At 40.1% G+C, this 20,482-nt stretch carries 20 protein-coding genes; 5 read left to right on the plus strand and 15 right to left on the minus strand.

All coding sequences use genetic code 11. The features are described 5' to 3' along the window. Window positions 1-16 precede the first annotated feature (16 nt). A complete protein-coding gene (locus tag ACPZ3T_RS16885; RefSeq protein WP_490270632.1) occupies window positions 17-1,483 on the minus strand; it encodes a hypothetical protein in 1,467 nt (488 codons plus the stop codon). Further along, window positions 1,467-4,982 carry a response regulator gene (locus ACPZ3T_RS16890; protein ID WP_490270633.1) on the minus strand — a complete coding sequence of 1,172 codons (3,516 nt, stop codon included), beginning with the start codon at window positions 4,980-4,982 and terminating at the stop codon, window positions 1,467-1,469. Before ACPZ3T_RS16890 ends, ACPZ3T_RS16885 begins: the two co-directional genes overlap by 17 nt. Window positions 4,983-5,628: 646 nt before the next feature. Between ACPZ3T_RS16890 and ACPZ3T_RS16895 the strand changes: the two genes are divergently transcribed. Further along, window positions 5,629-6,249 (plus strand): GNAT family N-acetyltransferase, encoded by a 621-nt coding sequence (locus ACPZ3T_RS16895; protein WP_490270634.1) that lies wholly within the window; start codon window positions 5,629-5,631, stop codon window positions 6,247-6,249. A 763-nt stretch (window positions 6,250-7,012) separates the two neighbouring features. Further along, the gene (locus ACPZ3T_RS16900; RefSeq protein ID WP_490270635.1) at window positions 7,013-7,549 is read left to right on the plus strand and encodes a hypothetical protein; all 537 of its coding nucleotides are present in this window, start codon (window positions 7,013-7,015) and stop codon (window positions 7,547-7,549) included. 188 nt (window positions 7,550-7,737) lie between these two features. On the opposite strand, the gene ACPZ3T_RS16905 is transcribed toward ACPZ3T_RS16900, so the two are convergent. Beyond that, window positions 7,738-8,883 (minus strand): histidinol-phosphate transaminase, encoded by a 1,146-nt coding sequence (locus tag ACPZ3T_RS16905; protein ID WP_490277249.1) that lies wholly within the window; start codon window positions 8,881-8,883, stop codon window positions 7,738-7,740. A 315-nt stretch (window positions 8,884-9,198) separates the two neighbouring features. Continuing rightward, on the minus strand, window positions 9,199-9,846 hold the full coding sequence (locus tag ACPZ3T_RS16910) for a YqiA/YcfP family alpha/beta fold hydrolase (RefSeq protein WP_490270636.1): 648 nt from the start codon (window positions 9,844-9,846) through the stop codon (window positions 9,199-9,201). A 218-nt stretch (window positions 9,847-10,064) separates the two neighbouring features. On the opposite strand from ACPZ3T_RS16910, the gene ACPZ3T_RS16915 reads away from it, so the two are divergent. Beyond that, a complete protein-coding gene (locus ACPZ3T_RS16915) occupies window positions 10,065-10,487 on the plus strand; it encodes a response regulator (RefSeq protein ID WP_490270637.1) in 423 nt (140 codons plus the stop codon). Between the two features lie 181 nt (window positions 10,488-10,668). Here ACPZ3T_RS16915 and ACPZ3T_RS16920 read toward each other — a convergent pair whose 3' ends face one another. Continuing rightward, entirely contained in the window at window positions 10,669-10,950 is a 282-nt protein-coding gene (locus tag ACPZ3T_RS16920) for a hypothetical protein (RefSeq protein WP_490270638.1), read from the minus strand. Window positions 10,951-11,103: 153 nt separating this feature from the next. Here ACPZ3T_RS16920 and ACPZ3T_RS16925 point away from each other — a divergent pair, with 153 nt between their 5' ends. Further along, on the plus strand, window positions 11,104-11,661 hold the full coding sequence (locus ACPZ3T_RS16925; RefSeq protein WP_490270639.1) for a CAP domain-containing protein: 558 nt from the start codon (window positions 11,104-11,106) through the stop codon (window positions 11,659-11,661). A 299-nt stretch (window positions 11,662-11,960) separates the two neighbouring features. On the opposite strand, the gene ACPZ3T_RS16930 is transcribed toward ACPZ3T_RS16925, so the two are convergent. From ACPZ3T_RS16930 to dndD, 5 genes are all read right to left on the minus strand, one after another. Beyond that, complete coding sequence (locus ACPZ3T_RS16930; RefSeq protein ID WP_490270640.1) at window positions 11,961-13,421, minus strand: DNA phosphorothioation-associated putative methyltransferase; 1,461 nt, start codon at window positions 13,419-13,421, stop codon at window positions 11,961-11,963. A 109-nt stretch (window positions 13,422-13,530) separates the two neighbouring features. Then, on the minus strand, window positions 13,531-13,917 hold the full coding sequence (gene dndE / locus ACPZ3T_RS16935; protein WP_490270641.1) for a DNA sulfur modification protein DndE: 387 nt from the start codon (window positions 13,915-13,917) through the stop codon (window positions 13,531-13,533). 29 nt (window positions 13,918-13,946) lie between these two features. After that, entirely contained in the window at window positions 13,947-14,294 is a 348-nt protein-coding gene (locus ACPZ3T_RS16940) for a type II toxin-antitoxin system PemK/MazF family toxin (RefSeq protein ID WP_490270642.1), read from the minus strand. Then, window positions 14,291-14,542, minus strand: coding sequence for a hypothetical protein (locus ACPZ3T_RS16945; protein ID WP_490270643.1), 252 nt, complete (start codon window positions 14,540-14,542; stop codon window positions 14,291-14,293). Before ACPZ3T_RS16945 ends, ACPZ3T_RS16940 begins: the two co-directional genes overlap by 4 nt. An 85-nt stretch (window positions 14,543-14,627) precedes the next feature. Beyond that, on the minus strand, window positions 14,628-16,616 hold the full coding sequence (gene dndD / locus ACPZ3T_RS16950; RefSeq protein ID WP_490270644.1) for a DNA sulfur modification protein DndD: 1,989 nt from the start codon (window positions 16,614-16,616) through the stop codon (window positions 14,628-14,630). Window positions 16,617-16,862: 246 nt separating this feature from the next. Between dndD and ACPZ3T_RS16955 the strand changes: the two genes are divergently transcribed. Further along, window positions 16,863-16,982 (plus strand): hypothetical protein, encoded by a 120-nt coding sequence (locus tag ACPZ3T_RS16955; RefSeq protein WP_490270645.1) that lies wholly within the window; start codon window positions 16,863-16,865, stop codon window positions 16,980-16,982. 132 nt (window positions 16,983-17,114) lie between these two features. On the opposite strand, the gene ACPZ3T_RS16960 is transcribed toward ACPZ3T_RS16955, so the two are convergent. From ACPZ3T_RS16960 to ACPZ3T_RS16980, 5 genes are all read right to left on the minus strand, one after another. Beyond that, window positions 17,115-17,396 carry a type II toxin-antitoxin system VapC family toxin gene (locus ACPZ3T_RS16960; protein WP_490270646.1) on the minus strand — a complete coding sequence of 94 codons (282 nt, stop codon included), beginning with the start codon at window positions 17,394-17,396 and terminating at the stop codon, window positions 17,115-17,117. A gap of 19 nt (window positions 17,397-17,415) precedes the next feature. Next, a complete protein-coding gene (locus ACPZ3T_RS16965) occupies window positions 17,416-17,628 on the minus strand; it encodes a hypothetical protein (protein WP_490270647.1) in 213 nt (70 codons plus the stop codon). Between the two features lie 76 nt (window positions 17,629-17,704). Continuing rightward, window positions 17,705-18,505: a peroxiredoxin-like family protein gene (locus tag ACPZ3T_RS16970; RefSeq protein ID WP_490270648.1), complete on the minus strand. Its 801-nt coding sequence runs from the start codon at window positions 18,503-18,505 to the stop codon at window positions 17,705-17,707. A 26-nt stretch (window positions 18,506-18,531) separates the two neighbouring features. Then, window positions 18,532-19,320 carry an ADP-ribosylglycohydrolase family protein gene (locus ACPZ3T_RS16975; protein WP_490270649.1) on the minus strand — a complete coding sequence of 263 codons (789 nt, stop codon included), beginning with the start codon at window positions 19,318-19,320 and terminating at the stop codon, window positions 18,532-18,534. A 297-nt stretch (window positions 19,321-19,617) separates the two neighbouring features. After that, entirely contained in the window at window positions 19,618-20,472 is an 855-nt protein-coding gene (locus ACPZ3T_RS16980) for a metallophosphoesterase (protein ID WP_490270650.1), read from the minus strand. Window positions 20,473-20,482 lie beyond the last annotated feature (10 nt).

The raw sequence follows: 20,482 nt of genomic DNA on the forward strand, positions 1-20,482 counted from the left end.
TCAGCAATTCAAGTATTTAATTAGCTGCTACGGACTTGATATCAACCCATATATAACAATTGCTCAAGTCTAATGATATACCATCCTGACTTTTAGCTGGGGTACACCTGTCATTTTTGAACAGGTCGTTGACAAGTTGGCTGTATAAACTTTTTTCTGGTTGTAAATCATTTGGCAGTTCTAAAACTTCAGCTTCTTGAACCTGGCCATTTTGATCAATTAATAAACTAACTAACAAAGTTGCAGGCTGAAGGGGAGAGTTGCTGGGAAGATAGCTGGAACTATCGTCTAAAGATTTTGTACTGCTTCCTTGGTACACAGCAAAAACACTAGGAATATCTCTGTTTGTAATTTTACCTTGCTGTACAAGTTGGCGGGCTTCATTATCTTCTATAGGCATTACATTAGCGATAAATCCGCCAGTATTAGTTGTAGGTGAATTTTCCGCAGTTGGAGTATTGGTAGTTTCAGGGTTAGATGAACTAGTATCACTAGAATTATTAGCTAGTTCTTCATTGGGATTAGATGGAGTATCTACATTATTAGAATTATTGGTGGATTCTCCAGCAGAAGTAGAATTATCATCACCAGAATTATTAACGGTTTCTTGATTCCCCGTAGGTGGAGGCTCTTGTGTAGAGGTATTTGCAGTTTCTTCATCTTGAGTACGTGGGGTTTTGTCTTCTACTGCTTCTGACTCAGTGATTTCTTCTGGTGTTACAGATGGAGTATCTGATGGTAAAGGCGTTCCCTTACCCAATTCAATATCTTGACGACGTTCCCAAGGACGTTCACCCAATGGAATTGTAGGAGTTGGTGTCGGTTCTGGAGTTGGTGTAGAGGTGATTTCTGGTTGGGATGTAGAAGTTGGTGTCGGTTCTGGAGTTGGTGTAGGAGTTGGTGTAGATGTGATTTCTGGTTGGGGTGTAGGAGTTGGTGTCGGTTCTGGAGTTGGTGGAGTAAAGATTTGTGTATTAGGTTGAGACGTATCCGTCTTGTTGTCTGCTTGAACAGTATTGTCAAAATTTATGCCTTGATCATTTTGCCTGGTGGATGTGGGTGCTGCCTCTGGTGTAGTTTTTACTGGTGGTGCTTGTGGTTTAGTGGTTGATTCTTGAGGCGAAATTTCTACCAACTCAATAGGAACAATTGTTTGTTTTTGTTCTGGAAACCAAGGTCTAAAACCATGAGGCTGCGATCGCATTAACCAAAAAGCTACCACATGAATAGATACTGAAGCTATAGCCACAATCATCCACAAACCAGGCGGGTCTTGATGTCGCCGCCTGGCTTTGGCTGAAATGGGACTTTTATCCGCCACCGATGTTGTCATAATTCGAGTGCTGAGTACTGAGTGGGAAGTGTGGGAGGTGTGGGGAGTGTGGGAGGCGTGGGGAGTGTTTAGTGTTGAGTTATTACGTTCTTCTCTGCTCCCCCTGCCCCCTGCTCCCTGCCCCCCTGTCTCCTCATGGTGTGACAACAAAAGTTAATACGGTTTCATCAACTCCTTTGAGTTTGAGGGGACTACCTTTAGTGATTTCTTCATCTTGTAAATAATCAGCTACGGCAGCAGACACCAAAATACTACCGGGAACTGCTGCTGCTTGCAATCTAGCAGCAATATTCACACTTGGCCCGATCGCAGTATAATCTGCTCGTTCGGCACTGCCAAACATCCCTACAACCGCCGTACCTTGGTGAATACCGCAGCGAAACTGCACTCCATTGGGCTGATCAGCATCAAATATACCTTGGTTTTGCCATTTCTCATTTAATTTGGCTAATGATTTGTGCATAGCTCTGGCTGTATTCACGGCTCGGCGTACCTGTTCATTCGGTGTGAGTTCTTCTGGCGCACCATACAAAGCTAAAATGGCATCTCCCATAAATTTATCTACTGTACCGCCGTTATCAAACACTCCTTTAGTCATTGCTTCTAAATATTCATTCAGTAATTCTGCTACCCGTCGGGATCTGAGGGTATTAGCTAACTGAGTAAATCCGACAATGTCGCTAAATAATACTGTAATTAAGCGTGGTTCTGGGCGTAAATCTAGACTTAAAGAACCAGCAGCTGCTTTCGCCACCAATGTAGGTGGCAAAAAACGTTTTAAAACTGATTCTGTCAGATAAGTATTTAGCTCCAAAACTCGTCGCTCGTTTTCTTTCAAAGCTAGAAGATTGCGAACCTCTGCCAGAAGTTCCCGATCATTAAATGGCTTGGCTAAATAAGCATCTGCACCATGTTCTGTCCCTTCGATGCGGGTTTCTTCGTCAACTTTGGCTGTTAGTAAGATAATTGGTGTTCCTTTGAGTTTTTCCTCACTGCGAATCATCCGAATCATCTCCAATCCTGTCACCATCGGCATCATCAAGTCAGTAACAATTAAGTTGGGTGTGATTGCTTGAGCTTTACCAAAGCCTTCATAACCGTTACGCGCTGTCTGCACTTGATAGCCACTACGCCGCAGGATTTCCGATACGTAGGTGCGGAGATCCCCATTGTCATCTACAACTAGGATAGAGTAACCAGAGCGATCGCTGGCTGCGAGTTCTGTAACTTCCTGTTGGTGATTTTTCGACTCAATTAATGCTGATAAATCTATACCTTCAATATTGTCTGGAGTTGCTTCTACCAGTTCTAAGTCTGCTAATTCCACTTTCGCACGGCTGGTATTAACTTCTACACGAGTTTCTGTTACCTGCTGGGCGGGTAAGTGAGCATTACCAGCTACCAACCATAAATTAAAGGTTGTACCTTGACCGTAAACTGATTCGACTGTAACTTGACCGCCATGTACTTCTACTAATTCTTTTACTAGAGCTAAACCTAGACCACTGCCTTCATAGGAGCGATTTTCCGAACCCTCGGCTTGACGGAATCGCTCAAATAAATGGGGAATTTGTTCTTGGGCTATACCGATACCTGTATCTTGTACCTGTAGTAAGCAGCGATGACCTACAGTTTTGACTTTAACAGTAATTCTACCACCTTCCGGTGTAAATTTCATGGCATTTGACAGGAGGTTATAAACGACCTTGTCAAATTTTTCCATATCTAAATAAACGGTGGGACATTCGCTAAAGTCACTGACAAGCTCTAGAGACTTTTTCTCACAATAGGGGCGAAAGGATTCAACGATTTGACTGACAAACTCCACTAAGTCGCTAGGACGAAAACTCGGTTGCATCCTGCCAGCGTCTAAGCGTTGTAAATCTAGTAGTTGATTCACTAGTCGCAGTAATCGGCGAGAGTTACGTAAAGCGATCGCACTTTGGTCATAGGATAATCCCTCTCCCGTACTCACAGCCGACTCTAATGGCCCTTGAATTAAAGTAATTGGGGTGCGAAATTCATGGGAAATATTTTGGAAAAATTCGGTTTTTTGCTTATCTAGCTCTAACAGGCGTTCCGCTTGCTCACGGGTTTTTTGATAGAGGTGGGATTGTTGTACTGCGATCGCAGCTTGTGCGGCTACAGTTTTTGCTAACTCAATATCCGATAATAACCAGCGTCTGGTTTTGCTACCTTCTGTGAGGGTAATACTACCAATACATTTACCATCAGCTACTAAAGGAACTACCATTAGCGATCGGGCTGGTTGTTTCCCCGGTAAATCAAAACCTTGAATTTCAAAACCATAATTATTCAAGTCATCAATGACTACAGGCTCATGTGTCTCTATAATTTCTTGCAAAATCTCATTTTCCCGAATCGGTACTTGGGATTCAGATAATCCAGGAATAGTTAATTCATAATTGCCACTATATTCTTTATCTACATTGACTGAGCCATAATTCTCTATAGGCTCAGAACTATCATATAAACCCACATACTGCACATACTCATCTTCCTCTGACCACAAAGACAAAACACAGCCATCTACTTGTAAGGCTTGTCCTAATTGCTGGGTAATCGCTGCAAAAATATCTTGTGGATTTAAACTCGAACGAATTGCTGTGGTAATTGTATTAATTAACGCTTCTCTTTTCGCCAAAGCACGTACTTGCTCATAGGCGTAAGCTTGTGATAATGCAAGAGCCGCTTGATCCGCCACCATTAATACTAACTGCACTTCTTCAGATCCCCAGATCCGAGATTGGCCGCACTGGTGTAAAGCTAGCACCGCCATCAATTGCTGTTGCCAAAGCAAGGGTACAACTAAGCTAGAGGAGATATTCGCCGCCTCAAAAGCCTTAGCTCTGTTTTGCAGTTCAGAAGTATCCCCATAAATGCGCTCATCACCCAAGACATCATTGATTACCTGCACTTCACGAGTTTCCCAAACTGTCTGAGCTAGAAGTGGCACGGGAGCAGGGCTATTGATTTGCGCTGGTGTTAGGTGTGTGTTCACCTCCCCCTGGGTTGCTTGTGCAGTCACTCTTTGGTAGATAAATCCTTCATCTACTAATTGTTCATCTTGAAATGGGCGCAATAGACAAACATCTACCTCCAACATCTCACCAACTGTATCGACAATGGCTTGTAAAATTTGTCGATAATCTAAAGCACTGCGAATTGTATTTGTAATAGTGTTGAGTAGAGATTCTTGACGCAATGTCCGGGTTAATTCACGGGTGCGCGCTTTGAGGACATTATGAGTATCAAGAGCTTGACGAACTACTCCCTTGAGTTCTTCAGCTTCCCAGGGTTTAGTAACATATTTGAATACTTTACCAGAGTTAATTGCTTCTACTAAGTCTTCAACATCAGTGTAGCCAGTTAAAATAATCCGAATAATATCTGGATATTGAGTTGCTGTTAAGCTTAAAAATTCCGTACCACTCATGATCGGCATACGCTGATCAGAGATAATTACTGCCACCTCTCCCTCTTGCGCCAGCAGATCCAGAGCCGCAGGGCCAGATGTTGCCCTCAGCACCTTGTAGTCTCGATAGAAGGTGCGGTAAAGCAAGTCAAGGTTGTCTGGTTCATCGTCAACAACCAAAATTTTAGGCTTACTGTTTAATTGGGATTTCATGCACCGCTTTCCTGCTGTAACGGCAGTCGGATAAAGGATAATCTGATCAGGTAAGAATTTTGCTGAGTCAGTTGATAACAAAGCATTGTAACCAATATAGCTATGTGGCTACATAAATGCTGAGTATGGAACTATTCACAGTAATTAACTTCAATGGCTTGTCAGGATTGCCATTGGCGTTAGGGCAGTGCAGTTAGTCTCATTATCAGTGATCGTGTTATGGATTTGATACTGACTGTTCAAATATTGCCTCACCTCCAGTAATAAACACCAGGATACTATGAGCAGCAATCAGCCTAGTTAAAAACTATATGAAGCTACTTGTTAAGTTTTCCCGTTGTTGCATTCGCACTAACAGTTTGAAGTAAATTTGATCAAGAAAACGATGATCACCCTGGGATTGGGGACTGGGGCTTGAGAAAGGCAGCCAAGGTGGTTAAAGCAAGCGTCCACCGTCCACTGATAAATTTTGCTCCCCTCTCCCTAGTTTCATGTTTCCTGGTATACGCAATTCATTACGGGTACTTAGTTATGCTGATCTTAGCAACCATATTAATTTGCTAGGCTACTATATTCTTACTTGTTCTAGGATATTTGAGAAGATTTTCGTTGACATACATCAATACTAAACAACACCTAACTAGCCTTGAAATACTGGTTTTCTGACCCATTCCACCAAAAACAAGTCACAGCAGCATCTGCTGCACCAAGTGGCCATCACTTCCAAATTCGCCCTGCTACATCTGGTGATTTGAGGGGTGTTGCCCAAATTATTGCCGAAAGTTTTCATTCTCAAAACGGTTTTTGGGGATGGAGTTTCCCGCTACTACGCTTGGGTATTTATGAAGACTTGAAACATCGTCTATCATCTTCATCACCTCATCATATTTGTTTAGTGGCGGTAAACACTGATGCTAACTCCACACATCAATTAGTCGGTACTGTGGAAATGGGTGTGCGTTTCAGTGATCCTTGGACACAGGTGGGAAGAAGTTTCCTTTATTTATCCAACTTAGCAGTTCACCCAGAATACCGCAGGCATGGTGTGGCATCACAATTACTTGTTAGCTGTGAACAGGTTTCACGGGAATGGGGATTTGATCGTCTATATCTCCATGTTTTAGAACATAATTATCAGGCGCGCCAGCTTTATTTCAAACTGGGATATCAAGTACACACCGTAGAACCGAACTTGAATATATTCTTTTTGAGGCAATCACGGCAGCTTTTATTGCATAAACATCTCAACCTAGATGCCATTATCTAAATATTCTTTTTTGGGGGATAAATCGCTAACTAGCAATTACTCTATTTTTGGAGGAATGAATCGTTATTTTGTTTAAATTCAGCATCTATATCAACTAAAAAATCAGAATTTTTTGACTTATAAAAGCATATACCTACGTTTTATATCAGAAATATTGATGGCTATACCTTAAAGTTTTGGTCAAAATATATGGGGCTATAACCGTTATCGACTATATTGTAGATGTCTAGGATTTGAATGCTTGCTGGCCGGATGAAATGCTTACTTACACTACTATTTTTGAGATTGTTTAAGCGTATTGATTCCTAATTAAACTTGATCTAGAATTTTTATAAAATTATTTTGACTGAACTTTAAGAAATATTTATATAAAAAAATATTTTGGTTTTACCATATTATGTTAGATAGATTGAATTTAAAATCCGAGTCTTAAATATTGTCCAATAGAAAATTTCAACTATAATTGTCGCCTCAGTAAAATCACTATGAAATTCAATTAATTTCCTCATACAAACTTATTAATCAAGATATTGATCTTCATAGAAACTTTAAAGGTTTTGGCAATTAATCGGCAGACAAATTTAGTTAAATCACATAGAATGTGATTACTTAATGGCAGTCTCATGTCTGTCATTTTTAATTTTAGTTAAAATTGACTAAACAATTCTGTTTACTAAAGAAAGAGCAAAAACCAGGTGGAGATTTCATCAAGTGTGTCCATCCTGGATTCCCAAACTTACACTACTCAAAACTTTTAGCAAACATGGATAGCGAAAAAACCCGCCGCTATCAAGTTACTATGGTATCAACTTACTACCCTGACACAAGTTGCCTTGACAAGGTTGTCATGACAAATGGATCTGAGCAAAGTTACAGTTCCGATGTCTTGGCATTTTTGCACAGTAGACAAGTTTTTATCGTCAATAGTCGTAAGCGCAACGGGTTAATTCTCTTTAAACGCTACCATGCTGAATTTGCTGGGCCAGGAGCGGCAGTTGGTGGGGATTATGATGCTGATTGCCAAATGGTTATTCCCATAGGAAATCTGTCTTTACTGACACCAGAATCTTATGAAGAGCGACAAAAAGCTTATTTGATTAGACGACAATGGATTAGGTTGATCAAACAAATCACAGAAAATCCCAGTCCTCAGCAGCGAGTGCAAAAAATTCTGGATCAGTTTGAACAATATTTTCCCCAGGAAATGGTTACTAATTTACCGGATGTTGCTTTTGCTTTATTGGTGGGAGTGTTACCTCAAACAGTGGGATTAGTTCGCCGTTGGGGGGGTAGGGGGTAGGGGGCTTAATTAATTCAAAATTCAAAATTCAAAATTAGGGGGCAGGAGGAGACAAGGGAGACAAGAGAGACACGGGAGACAGGGGAGACAAGGGAGATAAGGGAGACAAGGGAGACACGGGAGACACGGGAGATAAGGGAGACAAGGGAGACAGGGGAGACACGGGGGCAGGGGTGAAGAATTAATGACTATGGACTATTGATTAAGGCGGCTTGGATTCTGTTGAGGGTGCGTCGGTTCTCTTCGGGTGTACCGATAGTAATTCTTAGTCCGCCGCTAATTTCACGGATAAGAGTGCCTTGATTTTTGAGTTGTTGATGAAGATTTTTTAAAGTGGTATTTTCTGGGTGATCATTTTTTGGTTGAAGACGCAGGAAAATAAAGTTAGCGGCACTTTCTGTAATTTGTATTGCTGGGTTTTGAGATAAAGCTGTAATTAGTTTGGTACGTTCATCAAGAGTTTGGGGAATTGATTGGAGTAAGATTTGACGATTTTCTAAAGCCATGAGGGCGGCAGCAATGGAAAAACTAGGTAGATTGTAAGGTAAGCGGACTTTTTCTAGGATAGCGATCGCTTCTGGATGAGCTATACAATAACCAACACGCATAGCTGCTAAACGGAAGGCTTTAGAAAAGGTGCGTAAAATTATCCAGTTAGGATGCTGTGCTAATTCACTTACCAAAGTTGTTTGGCTAAATTCAAAATAAGCTTCATCAATTACCACCAAAATTTCCTCACTCAAACTTCTTAACCAAGTTAATTCATCAGACGTTAAAGGATTAGCTGTAGGGGAATTGGGATGAACTACAAACACAACTCGAATGGGGGGATTTTGAGTTTGTGCGATCGCAGATTGAGCGGCTGTTAAATCAATTTCAAAGTTGGTGGGATTTCGGGAAACTGCCACAACAGGAATACCCAAAGTTTTAGCCAAAATCCCGTACATAGAAAAGGTAGGATGAGCCACCAAAACTGCACCTGCACCTTGTAGACAGGTAGCAATTAATAAAGAACGGATGAGTTCATCTGAACCATTACCGACAGAGATATTGTCAGCAGTGAATACTGATGTGGAAATACCCGCCGATTCATTCACATATTCAGCGATCGCATTTTTAATGGCTTCATGTCCACCATCAGGATAACGATTGGTTTCGATCATCTCTTGATAAATCCCAGCCAGCTTTTGTTTTAACTCAGATGGCAAATCGTAAGGACTTTCATTTGTATCTAGACGATCTAACTGCGTAGGAACTGCTGCGGCTGTATCGCTGCTGGGGTGCGGTTTGTAAGCGGTAAATTGGGCTAAATCTGAACGAATAAAAGGAAGCATAGTTTTATTTATTGGGCATGGGATAAGAGGAATTGGGGCAGGGTGCAAGGGGGAGTAGTTTTCCGTTGTGTTCACTATCCTTTAAGTAGAACCACTTGAAACAAACAAACTATGTAAAGTAATGTAATGTAAAAAAGTTGTATTTAGTTCGTAGTAAGGACTTTAGTCCTCTCATAAGAACTAAAGTCCTTACTACAAACCTTTAATTATTTACACCGTTCTAGCTTGAAAAAGGGGTGTAGGGGTGTAAGGGTATAGGGGTGTAAGGGAAAGACTTTTTCATGTGTTCTGGTGTATGTAGTTCATGACGGCTACTTAGTCTGTAGATAACTGACAGAATTTTTTAATTGCTTGCCAAATTTCTTCTTTAACATTACCAAGGGCGTGATCGCTGTTTAGTTCTACTAATTCTACCCAAGGACGGGATCTAATAAAATTGCGGCTGGCAGTAATGGGAATGACTTCATCTTGTTTGCCATGCAAAATCAATGTGGGAACAGGGCGTTGTAATTGGGTGAGGGAATACTGAGTAGCATCTATGACAAAATTGTAATTTAAAGGCAGCGATCGCTCCTCCCCGTAGTGGTAAACCATTAGGTATTGTTCTTGTTGCCAACGCTGTATTGCTTCCTCCCCTAATTTGGGCAGCCAATGGGATAAGAACTCAAAAGCAGGAGCTAGTAATATTAAGCGTTCTACTTGTAAATATTGTTGTGCTATGTGGGCAGCAGTTAAACCCCCTAAACTAGAACCAATCAAGGTTATAGGTATGGAGTCAGCCGTAAATTCTGCTACCACTTGTTGAATTTGACGTGAGATGGTTAATTGAGAGAAATCATTAGCATTCAAATCGGGAATTTGTAGAGGGATCTGAATTTTAGCAAAGCGATCGCTAATATCTTGCGCTTTGGTAGATTGAGGACTAGAAGCAAAACCATGTAAGTAGATGTACTGATGAAGCATTGGGAAAGCAGGCTGATGATCCTCCTGCGTTCAAGGATAACTATCAATCTACAACCTTTGAGATAGATTTCTCTGTCTTTGATGACTTTTGTGCAGATGTCAGCAGAACTAAAATAAAATTTGCTGGCTGGGGTTGAGAACTCACTTTGGGCGCGTCAAGTCGTAGAATTACATGGTGCGAGTTTTAAATCAATTTACTAATACAGAAAGATAAGCCCATGAGTGATGAAGATGATCAACCTTTACCCACGCACCAGCAATCCCCCTTGCTCGTAGGAAAAAAGGTTTTGGTAGTAGATGATGAGCCAGACATCAGAGATTTAATCACTTTTATTCTAGAAGACTATGGGGTTGAAGTTATTGCAGCAACATCAGCACCAGAGGCATTAGATATACTGTCTGACTCCTTGCCAGATATTTTAATTAGTGATATAGGAATGCCAGAGATAGATGGTTATATGTTGATGCGTCAAGTGAGAGAGCAACCACCACAACAAGGGGGAAATATTCCGGCGATCGCACTTACGGCTTATGCTGGGGAAATCAATCAACAGCAAGCAATGGCGGCTGGGTTTCAACTACACATACCCAAACCAGTAGATCCAGATGCCTTAATTGTAGCGATCGCTAGTTTGATTTAATTGGGGATGGTGGCAAGCGTATTCTCTTTGTGCTGCTTGCCAACACCCTAGATTAAATGAGTAATGAGTAATGAGTAATGAGTAATAAGTAATGAGTAATGAGTAATGAGTAATAAGTAATGAGTAAATACCCATGACTTATTATTTCTTACTTAAAGAACGCTAACAATAACTTTATTACTCATCGCTTTTGTTGGCGGAAAATTATAACTATCACACCAATTACAGAAGCGATCGCTAGTAACATGACTGGGTTAAAGGCAATGTTAAAACCTACCTCTTGAGTGTTTTGCCAATTTAATAGCCAGATATCACTATTACCTAACCTAAATGAAGGTACTTGCAAAATAGTAAGGAAAGGTAACAGTATTAATATAATTGCTATTGATAGAAAGAACACTGATAGAGTAATTTGCAACCATTGCAAAAAAATGGTTGTCAGATTAGAATTTTTACCTGTCATTGGGAAGGTTTAGAGAGACGACATCAATTACTAAAAATGCGAAATGTGAAAATTCAAAATTTTCTGTTGCAATGGTCGTAGGAATATCATATCTATATTTAAAACTGAAAATATACCAACAAAACAACTATCTAATGGATTATTTCTTATATAATGCGCTGTTTACCACCGTTGGCGATGCTCCGCACACCTTTGGCGATCGCATTTTTGTTGACTGGGTGTGAATCTATTGAAAAAAATTTACCACCGTTACCGACATTACCTATTGCCAACCAATCGCCACAACCGTTACTTTCGCCTGAGTCTGAGACAACTTCCCAAATGGAAGCACAAATTCGCCGAGGGATTAACCAAGTTCGAGAAAAAAATGGGCTTCAGCCACTCAAAGATAATCAAAAGTTAGCGCAAGTCGCCCGCAAATATAGCCGTCAGATGGCTGAACAAAATTTCTTTAGCCATACTGGTGCTGACGGTAGCACACCACAAGAAAGAGTTCTCAGGGATGGGATTCTGTATTCAGCAGTCGGTGAGAACTTATTCACTAGCCAGAATGTACCTCGGCCAGTACCAGCAGCTATTGAAGGTTGGATGAAAAGCCCAGGACACCGAGAAAATATTTTGCGTCCAGTATTTACGGAAACAGGTGTAGGAGTTTGGCGCGAAGGTAATACTTACTACGTTACTCAGTTATTCTTGCGCCCCTTTCCGTAAAAATGCCAGTAAAGTTTTTATGTTTCATGGTGATAGATGCGATCGCATATTGCCCAGATATCTCCAAGCTAAAATCAAAACAAACTAGAAACTATCTTGTTATGGTAGCAATCTCCTAACAACCGCAAAAAATGACTGTCAATGATGGCGCAGATTTTGCTGTCGGGGCTGAAACTCACACTCAAGACTGTACCCTGATGCCCTTTCAATTCAAAATTCAAAATTAAAGACAGCCCCCACAAGCGAAAGCCAGTCTCCTGGCGGGGTTTCCCGACTTGAGAGAACTGGCGTTGGGGTTTCTACCTACCTTGTGAGATGAAATACACTTCATGCCCCCTAATCTCTACTCCGTGTGCAGCTAGGCATTTCTTCCAACCTTCACGCGTACCAATTTCGGTTTTTTGCTGGAGTAATCCTAGTTCCTGTTCTTGTTGGGTGAGTTTGGCAAATTGTTCATACAGAGGATAACTAGATGTGACAAAGGTTTCCTTGCGATGCAGTACAGGGGGATTGGCTCTGTTGCTGTAATCGCGGTGAGTGATATACAAAGTTTTTAAGTCAATTGTGATACTAGCTGTTAAGCCTGGATGGGGGTCTGTGTCGAAGTCTGGGTAAAACAGATAGGATATTTGCGGTTTGTCGATGTGATATTTGATCAAGGTAGCCCCATCGACACGTCCAATGGTGCGACTGGCGCAACCTTCATAAATGCGTAGTAGGGGGTCTAGGGCTGCTAAAGCGGAAACATGGACGTAAAGCGCACCCCGTGTATGTTTGCCAATTTTGCTTTTATCACACGCGGTTTTAATGATTTCTGGTTTACCTAGACTAAATAATTTTTGATCAGCGACTGTACACGCTTCCTCATAGCTACCAAAGAAGGCTTTGATGTCGTGGCGCATGGCTGGGGCTAACTGGGAAAATCGGGGACGTTGATCAAAGTGGGTAAGGGCGAGGTAGACTTGAATATCTAAAGAACGACGGTAGGCGATCGCATCCCATTCGGCTTCATCGGTGGCTTGTAAAATGACATTAAAGGCGCGGCGAAAGTTACCAAATTCCGCTAGTAATTCCTGTGCTGTGTCTAGTTCCCCTTTGACTGGTAATCTACCGCGTTGGGTGAAAAATTCCATCAGGGGTTGGAGTTGTGTTTCATAGTCTTCAAACCGCTTGGTAGGAATACGGACGCGTGGTGTAGAGGTGCGGGAAAAGAAGCGAATAGCTTTGAAGCTTTCTTTTTCGGCTTCGTCTCGAAACACAAAGTAAACACCCAGTGCTACTGGCACAGCATCGACATTTAAGACTTCATCAATATATTTTTTCAGTTCTTCTTGTTCGTAATATTTCTGGAAAGTATTGCGCCTAGTTACAATGCCATCACTGTAAGCTAGTTGGGCTTTGCTGGGAGCATTAATTAATACTTGTGCGGCGACGATTAAAACTTTGTTGGTGAGTTCCCAGGCTTGGATGAGGCTTTGGCGGCGTTCCTCAATATCTTCTATGACGTTGAGGACATAACCTAAGTTCACCACATCAGCAGAGGTGATTGGTTCATTGGGATAATAGTAAGGATCCCAACCTAAACTGTTGTAGCCGAGGTTAGTTAGACGTTGCACATCCCCACCATAGCCACAACCGTAATCAAAAAAATTGGTGTCTTGGTTGAGGATTGCCCATTCTATAGCCAATCGTACAGGACGAGAGATTTCCGTGCGAGCGATCGCGGCTCTATGACGCTCGATTTCTACCGTTTCAGGCATAAGAATAATTCGTAATTCGTAATTCGTAATGGACTTCGTCCCGCTTCGCTAACGTAATTCGTAATTATTGGATACAATTCCCTGGGTAAAAGTGTTTAGTAATATCTTTTCAATCTTTAGTCACTAAGGCAATTAAATCTTCAATTTTCTTGATATTTTGATCGCCGGCTAAGTAACCAATACCCCGATGTAAATGTAGACGGAATTGGGTAGTTAGGGTTTCTTTGTCGGTGGGATAGCCATCATTATGACAGCGTTGTTTAAGGGCGAGGAGCAGAATATCTGACATTTCACCACCAAAGACACGCCAAGTCATTTCCACATTACTATCTTGGGGGATGGGAATGGGGGACGGTGGTGTAGATTCTGCAAGGGAACGACAAAAAGCCCAACGACACAGAATATTCCATTGCTCGATTTTAGTGTTGCGTTTGAGTTTTAGTAATTGCTCTTTTGCAGTTTGAGAGAGTTTAATTCTTTCTATTGGAGATTCCATAATATTAAGTAAATATCGAATTTATTTGATCACAAACCCAAACAATAGCGAACCGCAGCTTCAACTTCCAGCATCTTAGATTCCGAAATCTTGCCAGTTGGTTCAGCAGGAAAGCGATTTGGATCTAAAGAACGAATTTGAAAACATAAAAATACTGTTTCTATTAATAATCCAATGTCATGAGGAGAAACTCTGATATTAGTTGGATAATCGCGGTTAATATTTGTTCCTTTTGTACCTACAACTACAGTCACAACTAAAGGTAATTGGTTGATAGGATTTATAGATAATACCAAAACTGGTCGTGTTCCCGCTTGTTCTCGCCCTAAGACTGGATTCAGGTTAACAAAATAAATTTCTCCTCTCTCGATGCTCACTGCTTTTCTAAACCATCCATTTCGGTAAAAGTAAACTCTTGATTAATAGCATTAATTTCTGTTTGGATATCTACATCAATAGCCATTGCAGTTAATTGTGCATTCATGTATTCTTTGTTAGTTAAATTATATGATTTTTGCTGTTTTTGCTGCACTTGTTTTTGAATACGCTCTAAGAGCCATTCTAGTTCTTCTAATGATAAATTACCTAAGTCACGCTCTATTTCTAATAAATGTGGTGATACCATAATTATTGTTTTTTCCAAGCTACTTAAATATATTGTAACTATCTAGCTTGAAATAAATTGCTAGACTCAATTTTTGAGACAATATCTACTCCCAAAAGTATTTATTTTCTATGACTGTCGTTTCGCGGTTGGAGGAATCATATTTGAGGAGGTATTCACGGGCGATCGCTTCATTGTTTCGCAGTGCTTGGACTTCTTTTTTACCGATTTCCGTATCAGTGGAAAGCAATATTACTTGATGACTAGCGGCAGGAAAGTATTTTTCTACTAAATTGTGGCGGTGGGAGGAATCGAGTCTACCAAGGGGTGTGTCAATGGCTACTGGTAAGCGTAAGCCGGAAACTTTGGCTAGTCCCCACAAAAATGCGATCGCTAGTAGTTGTTTTTCCCCTGCTGACAGGCGATGTTTAGGAACTGGTTTACCATTAAAATCATAAATGGACAGACTGAAAGTTTTAGTATCAATGGTAATGGTACGTACTAAATCAGATTTGTGCAGCAAATAAAGGAAACAATTTTTGACTTCTTCTTCTAATTTATTCAATTTTTTTAAAGTTAATTTTTCTCGAAACAGTTTCAAGGTTTCTTGCACTTTTGCCACTGAATCAATAATATGTTCTCTATTTTTACGGTCAATATTTTTATCGGTATATTCTTTCAACTCTTTCTTTGTCTGTTCAATTATCTCAGCTAATTCGGCTAAATTCTGGCGTGTGGTTTCATATTTAGCCTTGGATTGAGCAAGTTGATTTTGGGCATCTTCTACCGCCTCCCTTAGCTGTTTATATGCTTCCGGTTCGGCGGCTGTCTGTACTTGTCTTTCTAAATTAATGATTTCTTCTTCAATATCTTTTAATTTGGCTAAATGTTGTTGAGCAGATTTTTGAGCATTGGGTAAATGATACTGCACATTATCTAATTGACTCAAACTTTCTTCATCTGCTAATAACCAAGGTGCTTCTGATGAGTTAAATGTATATAAATTCTCAGCATCTTGCTTGAGGAATGATTCAATTTTATCAATCTGCTCTAGATTAATCTTTAACTGATTGAGCCAATTTAATAAACGTTGATCTCGCTCAATTAAGACATCCTTAGCTAATTGGATTTGTTGATAACGAAATTCTTTTGTTCCCTGGGCTTGCACTTGATTCAGTAATTTGGGGATGAATGCTAATGGTAAAACATCAGCAGCTAATGTACACATTGACTCTCTGATTTCTTCTGCCCTAGATACTTTATCTTTTTGCTGTTGTTCTAGCTGATTGCGTTGTCCGGCAATTTTACCACCTTCAGAAATGAATTTATCTAAGGTTTCTCGCTGTTTAGTTTCTAATTCTTCAGTGAGATACTTCAATTTTTCTAATTCATTTTCTATGAGTTGATAATCTTCCTGATATTGTTTTAATCTGTTTTCTATTTCTTGTAAATTAGCTAAATCTTTAGTGTCGGCGATTTCTTTACGTTTGCGATTAACTAAAATTTCCAAATCAACAGCTAATTTATCAGCCAACTCTAAACCTAAAAGTCCCCGAATAGCCTCAACTACTATTGGCGGTGGTGTTTCCTGTTCTGCGAGTTCTTTAACTTGTTCACCATCAAATAAAAATAAATTAGAAATACCTAATGGCAGCAGATTTTCTATATAATCATCCCAAATATTTACTAGAGAATCCACAGGCCAGGTATCATCATCACCTAAAATTCCCAGTGTATCCTTACCATCTTTGGGGTTTTTCTCCCAAGTTCTCACAATCCGATATTTGACTGGTTTATCGTCTTCAACGTGTTCAAATAATAATTCAATTCGGGTTTTATCAGTCGGGTTGGCTTTATTATTAACACATTGAGTCAAGAAATCACTATAATTTAAGTTACCACGAGTAGAACATTGAGCGCGTTGACCATACAGAGCTAGCCGTATAGCATCCATGAGAGTGGTTTTGCCGCCGCCATTCATGCCACCTAATAAAATAATTGGATGGTAAGTTTCTGGACTTCTTGTATCAAGGTTTATAACTTGTCTGCCAGCGTAAGGTCCAAAGTTTTGTAATACGAGTTCTAGGAATATCATTATTTATAATTTAACCCAGAAAAGAGGGTTTTACTTATTTACTTGCTAGGGATTTGTGATGATGTTTGTAGGGTGAGCAATGTACACACTACCATATTTTTTGTAATATAAATTATGTTTAAATTATTAAATCTCTAGTGAAAATAGTCATAACTCACCTAGGGTGACAGCTAAGTAATAGAAGTAATATTAGCAGGTAGTAAAATACAAGTTGCAGAAGTAGCGAGTGGTGTCGGCTATCCACAGTTGGGTTATTTTGCCAAGGCTTTTAAACAGAAATTTGGAGTTTCACCGCAAGAGTTTCAATTTGATCACAAGCCGGTGAGAGTTATAACCAGAACTATCATCTATTATCTATGCTTTTGACCAATCTTCTATTTGTAGCTCTAAAATTTGTCTAAAATCGGACTCATTACGAGTAAGCAAAATTGCTTTGTTAGTTAGAGCGATCGCAGCAATTTTCAGATCCATATTTCCCAAACGAGGATAAGCTTTTCGTCACCGTTGATGTTCTGTGGCAGATGTACGATCAAAAGGGATGATGGCGATAGAGGAGTAATCCGTTGCAAGTTGTTGCAACCATTGATAAGCGGAAACTTGTTCGTCTAGAGTTTTTGCTTTTGATAAAACAGCAAGCCTTCCTTTGAGTTGCTCTTCGTAGGTGATCACAGTTACTGCGACTTCAATTTCTTCAATGTTTGCTAGCCTTGTGATAATTCGCTTTCCTTCAATACCGTTACGCTGAATTAGGCTAAGGTGGTCAGTATCAAAAATATACATTTATGAAATATTCGCAACCTTACTTAGCTAGTTTGCGCCATTCTTGTCCAAGACGGATAGCTTCATCAAAAGTAGGATCATTTTCAAAGCTACCCGCAACTTTTAACCACCAGGGTTCTTTACTGTTAAGGGATTTAGCTAATGTCTGTTTAACTTTTGCGAGTTCTTTCTCCAAAGTTTCAACTCGTGCTTCTAGTTTTTGAGACTCTTCTTCAAGCTGATGATTAATCATTGGTGGCTAATAGTAAATTTTAATATTATTGTAATGCTTTTCAAGAAAAGGAGATACGTAGCTGCTTCAGTGTTAACTACAGATCCCAATACAAGAAAGATAAGGGATTGCTCATATTTTCAGCAAAACCTAGAATAGCGCGATCGCAATGTTGATAAATTAATTTTCCTTGTGCATCAAATAGAAAAGTTGCGCCCCGTTGTGTTAAGTAAGATGAATCTGGTACATAAGTCTTCCAGTTGCTTAACACTTCAGTCATATTGCGTAAACGCAAGGTTGCTAGTTCAAAAGGACGCTGACAGCCTTTTTTGCCAACGGCTTGAAAAAATGAACCTTTGATTGCTGGTAAAGGTATATCTTTAACAACTTCCTCATCAGCAATTAATTGCGGAGCTTTCTTATCACCTCGATAACCCCGCAAAACTTCCTTCAAAGTTCCAGGGCTACCAATTCCGGCGCACATCAGCATTAAATTCAGCCAAGCTGTTTGGGAAGTTGATAACAAAGGTAATTGGATATTTAAACCTGGATAAAGATTTAAAAGCTTGTGAATTTCAGCTTTCGCATCCACAAACAGCCATTCTTGAGGAAATCCCGTATATTCACAAAACTTGATTCCTGAATTGCGGTTTCCAATGGCAATAGCACGAATTGTAATTCCCCTAGCTGCAATCTCTGCTTTTTCTCTTTGTAGCCACCAAGCGTATTCTAAAGTATCAAAATCTCCTAATTGTGACCATATTAGTACAAGCAACTTGGAAGTATGAGTGCAATCATCTAAAACGAGTTTAATTTCCCCATCGCTAACTCGTAAGCGTTGAGTTTGACTTAAAATCGAGTAAATATCTGGTGAAATAGAGTGTGTTTGGCTATTCATTGGACAAGCAAAAGATGTTGACTAATCTAAAGGGAATACTTATACATAAATTTTTCTGTAATATTGCGGAGATGGTCATTGAGATGAGATAAACTTTGTTGAGCGATCGCTTGTGGTACACCTCGATAATATGCTTGAGCAATACCGCCGGTAATACAGGCTATGGTGTCACTATCACCACCAATGGAGATGGCATTGCGAATAGCATCTTCAAAGTTGGTTGATTCTAAAAATGCAATTATGGCTTGGGGAACAGAACCCGGACAGGTGGCATCGTATTGGTATGTAGGTCGAATCTGCTCTAAAGTGGGTTCTAAGTCATAGCCGAAAGTTGTCTCAATGTACGATTTAATTGCCCCTTGATCATAACCTGTACGGGCAAGGAAAATGGCTGCGGCTGTGGCTTGTGCGCCTTTGATGCCTTCTGGGTGGTTATGGGTAACTTCTGCACTGCGTTTCGCTTCTCTGAGTACAGTCTCTAAGTCATCAAAAGCAAAACCAATAGGACTAACTCGCATAGCTGCACCGTTACCAAAACTGTTGTACGGTTGACGAGTGTTAGATTTAGCCCAGTTACTAAAGTTACGACCATAGCCAGCATACTTGTAATAACTGTAGTACCACTTAAAGTGATCGATGTATTTACTACTGGGGGGGAATTGGTCGGTGTGGAGAATAATATCTGCTACTGCTACTGTTAACACCGTATCATCAGTAAAGCGGCATTGCCTGTCAAATAAAGGAAAATATTTAGTTTTGAGGCTTTTGCCTTCATAAACTGAACCAATAATGTCACCTGCGATCGCACCCAACATATTTATATTTGATGTGGTAATATCAGCCTGGTTTACCAGGCAACTACGGTATTTGAGTTTGGTACACCTGCGAGCGATCGCCTAGCCTTGTGTAGAATTACATTACCTTCTCTTTGATATAGTTGCAAGTAATTTCTTTGGGATGCGCCATCCTAAAAAACCGGGTTTCTGAACGAAAGATAAGGTTTTAAGTTGAGGGATTTGCAAGAAACCCTGTTTTTAACGGGTTTCTGAACGAAAGATTAAGGTTTTAAGCTGAGGGATTTGCAAGAAACCCGATTTTTAACCGAGGTGAAATCAAATATCATTCAATCCTATATTATCTTCTTTTTCTAGTGTGATTACTGTTACTTCTGGTGGGCAAAATACGCGTCCTGGGAAATAAGTTCCTAAACCACGATTAACATATAGTTGATTGTTTCCTATGCGATGTAAGCCTTGTGACCATTCCCAATGATGGATGATAAAAAACTCTTTGAATAGACAGGGTAACAGCCGCCGCACTCTGATAGGAATTTTACGGATGATTTTTTTATGATAGGGTAAGACTGCCCCAATTCCAGGAATAACAATTTGTCCTCCATGAGTATGACCAGATAATTGCAAATCTACTCGCCAGGGTTGTAAATATTCGGCAGTGTCTGGATTATGAGCTAAAACTAGGCGTGGTGTAGAGGGATTTAATTGGTTAAAAACCTGGGCTGGATTAAATTCACGGGAGAGATAATCTACTATTCCTACTATTGGTAATTCTGCTCCCAAAGGATAGGCAATTTCATTCCACAGGACATGAATACCAATATTCGTCATTGCCTGAGTAATTTCTGCTTTGGAGTGTTTGTAATATAAATCGTGATTACCAAGGATGGCGTAAATACCATACTTACTTTGCAGTTTAGTGAGTTGTAGAGCAAGTTCGTGAATTGGTTCAGGAGTAGTAGTCACATAATCACCAGTTAATAATACTAAATCTGGTTGTGCTTGGTTACTTAATGCGATCGCTTCTGCTAACATCGCATCCGACAGTCGTAAACCATCGTAGTGAAAATCTGATAGATGCACCAACTTCTTACCCTCTAAGGATGCAGATAAGCCTGCAATCTTCACCGTCAATTGCTCTACAGTCAACGGACTAGATAAAAAACAGTGCATAATTTACTAA

Source organism: Aliinostoc maniaoense (genome assembly GCF_058172895.1).